The sequence below is a fragment of the Pseudomonas citronellolis genome (genome assembly GCF_029335315.1).
Classification (GTDB): domain Bacteria; phylum Pseudomonadota; class Gammaproteobacteria; order Pseudomonadales; family Pseudomonadaceae; genus Pseudomonas; species Pseudomonas citronellolis_A.
On the sequence record NZ_JARJLT010000363.1, the window covers coordinates 1 to 5,431 of the forward strand.

4 protein-coding genes are annotated in these 5,431 nt (G+C 72.5%); all 4 read right to left on the reverse strand.

The features are described from left to right. Positions 1–544 (reverse strand): fimbrial protein (locus tag P3W75_RS27475; protein ID WP_276230472.1); only part of this gene is annotated, 544 nt, incomplete at its 3' end. A 224-nt stretch (positions 545–768) separates the two neighbouring features. After that, positions 769–1,419 (reverse strand): response regulator transcription factor, encoded by a 651-nt coding sequence (locus P3W75_RS27480; protein WP_276230473.1) that lies wholly within the window; start codon positions 1,417–1,419, stop codon positions 769–771. Between the two features lie 56 nt (positions 1,420–1,475). After that, positions 1,476–4,574, reverse strand: a complete 3,099-nt coding sequence (locus P3W75_RS27485) for a hybrid sensor histidine kinase/response regulator (RefSeq protein ID WP_276230474.1) — start codon at positions 4,572–4,574, stop codon at positions 1,476–1,478. 136 nt (positions 4,575–4,710) lie between these two features. Further along, the coding region (locus P3W75_RS27490; RefSeq protein ID WP_276230475.1) for a response regulator at positions 4,711–5,431 on the reverse strand (721 nt) is incomplete at its 5' end.

Genomic DNA, 5,431 nt, shown 5'->3' on the forward strand with positions numbered 1-5,431 from the left:
TCGCCTGCGCGACCACGTCGCCGGCGCTGGCGCCGCCGAGCGCGGAGAAGTAGCGCGCGAAGTACTTCAGGTTGACTTCGCCGCTGGCGGTGACCGCCTCGCCACGGGCGATCTGCGCGGCGTAGCTGTCGGTGCGGATGTTGATCGGCTGCTGCGCCTTGTCCAGCAGCTGCACCGCGACGTTGCCGGCGCTGCCGCTGTTGTTCAGGTTGCCGTTCATGTCGACGTTGGCGTCGGCGATGAACGCCATGGAAACCACCCCGGCGCTGGTCGCGGGGTTGCCGGCGAAACAGCCGGTGACCTTGACCTGGAACGGCGTGTTGATACCGCTGTAGCTACCCGGGTCGGCCAGCAGCGACTTGTCGATCGGCGACAGCGGCACGTTCACCGAGGTCGAGCCGGTGTCCACGGTGCAGGTGGTGTCGATCACCTTGCCGGTGATGTTGATCTGGCCTCGCTGGGCGGCCTGGGCGGCCTGGAAAGGCCCCGCCGCCAGGCTGGCGCCGGCGAGGAGGAGCGCTGCGGCGAGCAGTTTGTTGTGCATGATCGAACTCCATTCGTTGCGGTTGCGCAGGCTGGCGTCGCAGGGGCGCGGGCCCGTGGCGCCCCTGCCATGCCCAGGACGCCTCGCCGCGGCGCCCGGTTCGAAGGGCAGCCCGCAGCCTCGACATGCACACTCTAGGGCCGCGAGCGCACCCATCGAATCAGACGAGTCCTAAAGGAATTTCCCACGCAAAATTCAGCCAATGACGTATTCAGGGGACGCTTTCAGGGAAAGAGTTCGGCCTTGATGCAGAAGGTCAGCAGCGACGGGTCGTTGTCCACGTCGAGCTTGCGCATGGCGGCCACCTTCTGCGCGCTGACGGTCTTCACGCTGCGGTCGAGCAGTTGCGCGATGTCCCGCACGCTGAGGCCGGAAACGAAGTAGCGCAGCACTTCGAACTCGCGCGTCGACAGGCTGGCGATGCGCCCCTCGATATCGTCGCCGGCATCCACCACGCTGTGCCCGGAGCGCATGTGCTGGCAGCGATACACCCGCCCGCGCAGGATGGCGTTCAGGGCCGTGCGGATCTCGCCCAGGTCGCCGCTCTTGAGCACCACGCCGGCCACGCCGAGGTCGTACAGGCTGGAGAGCAGGAGCTGGTTGCTGAGCATGGTGTAGATCAGCAGGCGGCTGCGCGGGAAGTGCCGCAGCAGATAGCCCATCAACTTCAGGCCGTCACCGTAGCTGGCGTCGCCGGGCATGTTGTAGTCGGCGATGACGATGTCCGGGGCGAGCCCGGCGCACAACCGCACCAGTTCACTGGAACTGGACGCCACCCCGACCACGGCGAAGCGCGGATCGGCCTCGACCACTTCGCGCACGCCCATGCGCACGATCGCGTGGTCGTCGGCGACCACCACCCTGGCTTTCTCCATCGACACCGCTGGCTCCTGTCGCCCGTTCGCTACGGGCCTCGCTCGCAGATTACCCTTCACACCGCACGCAAGGCTGCGGCGATGCGCCTCAGCAGGCGCGGCACGCGCGCGTCCCGCGGCTCGACCCGCCCCTCTCCCAGGCCAACCTCCAACCCCCGGCAGGCGCGCGCCAGGGCGTGTCCCTGGACCACCGCCAGGGCGCCGGCCAGGCGATGCAGCGCCTGCCCGAGCGCTTCCGCGTCGGCGCGTCGCACGGCGTCCGCGGCGCGCCGCAAGTCATGCCCCAGGGTGCGGCGGAACAGTCCGCGCAAGCGCGCCGGAACCTCCAACCCGCCCGTAGCCGGCGGCGCCGGCGCGGCCCCGTGGTCACGGCGCAGGCTGCGCAGGGCGTCGTGCAGGCTTCGCAGGTCCAGTGGCTTGACCAGCCAGCCGTCCATCCCCGCCGCCCGGCAGCGCTCGCCATCCTCGCGCATGGCGCTGGCGGTCACGCCGAGGATCGGCAGGCCAACGCCGCGCCGGCGCAGCTCGCGGCTCAGCGCGCAGCCGTCGAGGCGCGGCATGTTGAGGTCGGTGAGCAGGACATCGAAGCTGCCGACCTCGAACTGCCGCAAGGCCTCGGCGCCATCGGCCGCCAGGCTCACCCGGCAGCCCAGCTCCTCCAGTTGTTCGCGCAGCAGCGCGCGGTTCAGCGGGTTGTCCTCGGCCACCAGCACGTGCAGGCCGAGGCCCGTCAACGCAGCCTCGGCCGGCGCCGCCGGCATGCGCACCGCGCCGCCCTGCGCCAGGGCCAGGGCGTGGGCCAGCCCGTCCGGGTCGAACAGGCTGGCCTGCCAGGCGCCATCGTCGGCGCGGACCGGCGGCCCCCCGGCGCCGGCCTCGACGCGGACCCGCGCGCCGCTCCAGGCCGAGGCCGGCAGCGGCTCGGCCAGCACCTCCAGCAGCACCGCGCCGGGCTCGCCGCCCGCCGCAGGCTCGCCGTTCAGGGCCAGCACACCCCAGGCCCGCAGCCAGGCCTCCAGGTTCTGCGCCAGCTCCGCCACCGGGCAGCGCAGGTACACCGGACGCCCCGGCAGGCAGACCTCCGGAGCGGCGTCGGTAGCGCCGGTCGGCAGTTCGACGACCAGGCTGAAACTGCTGCCCAGCCCCGGCGCGCTGACCAACTGCAATTCGCCCCCCATCAGTTGCGCCAGGCGCCGGCAGATGGACAGGCCGAGGCCGGTGCCGGCGCCCCGGTGGCGCTCGCCCTCGACCTGGTAGAAGGCCTCGAACAGGTGCGCCTGGTCAGCCTCGGCGATACCGATGCCGGTATCGCTCACCTGCCACTGCAGGCGTACCCGGCCGGGGCGCCGTTCCAGCACCGTCAGGCGCAACGCCACGCGCCCGCTGTCGGTGAACTTGAGGGCGTTGCTCAACAGGTTGTCGAGTACCTGGCGCAGGCGCAGGGGGTCGCCGTGCAGGCTGCGCGGCAGCTCGGCGTCGAGACAGGCGTAGAACTGCAGGTGGCGGGCCGCGGCGGCGCCGGCGAAGCCACGCATGGCCTCCCCGGCCAGCGCCAGCGGGTCGAAATCCACCGGCGCCAGCGCCAGTTGTCCGGCCTCGATGCGCGACACGTCGAGGATGTCGCTGATCAGCTGGAGCAAGGTGCCGGCGGCGCCCTGGGCGGTGCGCAGGTAATCGCGCTGCTGTTCGCCCAGCTGCGCCAGGCCGAGCAGTTCCAGGGTGCCGAGCACGGCGTACAGCGGGGTGCGGATCTCGTGGCTCATGCTGGCCAGGAACAGCGTCTTCGCCGCGCTCGCCGAATCCGCCGCGCGCTTGGCCGCCAGCAGCGCCTGCTGGGCCTCGCGGTGCGCGCTGACATCCTTGAACACGCAGAGCAGCCCTTCCTCGCCGCAATAGCGGGTCGACGCGAAAGCCGCCTGCAGGTAGCGGCCACCGACCTCGGTGCAGATTTCCCCGGGCGGCCCGCCGTCGAACAACCGCCAGCCCCCCAGCAGCTCGACGATTTGCGCCTCGACACCCAGCCAGCGGGTCGCCAGCCGATTGTGCAGGATCACCCGCCGGCCGCCGCCGGCGAGCACGCACATGGCCACCGGCGCGACCTGGAACAGGGTGCGGCTGAAGGCGTCGCTCTCGATCACCCGCAGGTGCGCCCGGCGTGCCGGCGCCACCACCCGCCGGGCGTAGCGGCGGCGGCCCAGCCAGGCCCCGGCCAGCCCGCCGAGCAACGCCGTCGGCAGCAGCAGCGGCAACCATTGCAGGTCGCGCAGGACCAGCGGGTAGCCGATGTCGTAGACCGCCACCCAGCCCCGCTCCGCCGCACTGCGCAGGCGCACCCGCAAGCCCCCCGGGCCGAGGCTGAGCCCGGCGCCGACGGCGCTCGCCGGCGGCCCCAGCAGGCGCCGGCCATCGGGCCCCAGCAGCGTCAGGCGGTCGAACAAGGGGCGGCCGAGGGTCTGCTGGTAGTCGTCGATCCGCTTTGGGTCGAGCAGGCTGACCGCGACCAGCCGCTCGGCGCCCCACTGCGCCATCGGCAACGCCACTTCGCGGTAGCCGAGCAGCGCCAGGCGCGCGCCCAGGTAGCCACCGGCGCGCGCCCAGTGCACCCGATCACCGCGCGGCGGGCGTTCGCGAAGGCGTTCGGCGATCTGCGCGAGCGCCGCCGGCAGGCTCGCCTGGCGCAACCCGACGTCGCCCAGCAGGCCGTCCACCGCCGGTACCGCGATACCCTTCTCGCCCTGCGGGTCGAGCAGCAGCACCTGCGCCGGCGGGTACGCCGAAGGCCCCCAGAAGCGCGTGTACAAGCGCGCCAGGCGCCAGCCCAGGTCGATCCGCCGCGCGGTCTCGGGCGACGCGGCGCCGGCCGCGCCGATCAGGCTGAACGGCAGCCCGCGCTCGGCGCGCGGCGCCTCGTCCCGCTCCACGCCGGCATCTCCCAGGCCGTCGACATGCCGGAGAAAATCCTCGTGCTCGCGCAAGTCGCCGAGCAGGCGCACGAAATGGAATTCGACCTTGCGCCGCTCCTCGTCCAGCAGCCGCTGCAGCGCCCAGTAGCTGAAACCGACCAGCGCCAGGCTCAGCACCAGCAGCCAGCACAGCCAGAGGTTCAGGCGTTGCGAGCTGCGCAGCAGCCTGCGAATCGAACCATCGTCGTTCATGCCGGGGCCCGTTCCTCCTGAAATCGCGCGCTCCATCCGAGGGCACCGGCAGGGTAGCGTCGGGCCGGGCGCGCGGCGCTGAGCCCGGTCAATCGACGATCGCGGAATCGGGTCGGGAATGCGCGACCGCGCCCGTTCACGGCCGCGACCTGGCCACGCGCAGGCAGCACGCCAGCGTCTGCAGGTCCACCGGTTTGAGCAGGCAGGCATTCATCCCGGCGGCCAGGCAATGCTCGCGCTCCTCGCGCATGGCGTTGGCGGTGGCGCCGATGATCGGCAGCCGGCAGCCGCGCCGACGCAGCTCGGCGGCCAGCTGGTAGCCGTCCATGCGCGGCATGTTGAGGTCGGTGAGGATCACCTCGAAGTGTCCATCCAGCCACCGTTGCAGGGCCTGCCGGCCGTCGCTGGCGACGCTGACGCAGCAACCGAGGGCCTCCAGCTGGTCACGCAGGATCAGTTGGTTGATCGGGTTGTCTTCCACCATCAGCACCCGCAGGCCGGCCAGGTCGGCGGGGGCCGGCGCCGGCGCCTCGATCACCGCGCCCGGCCTCGCCTCGTCGCCCCCTCGGGCCAGTGCCAGGGCCCGGCGCACGGCGTCCAGGCAATGCAGGCCGACCACCCAGTCGGCGCCGCGACGCTCCGGCTGCAGGTGCCCCTCGCCGCACATCAGCACCCGCGCGCCCGGCCAGGAACGGTTCGCCGGCGGGTCCTCGGCGAGCACCTCCAGCAACAGGCTGCCGGGGCCGGCCGTGGCCAGCAGGCCGGCGCTGGCCGGGCTGGCCCGCCCGCCCCAGCGCTCGATCCAGCCGCACAAGGCCTCCGCGACCTCGCGCAGGGGCGCCATCACCAGCACCACC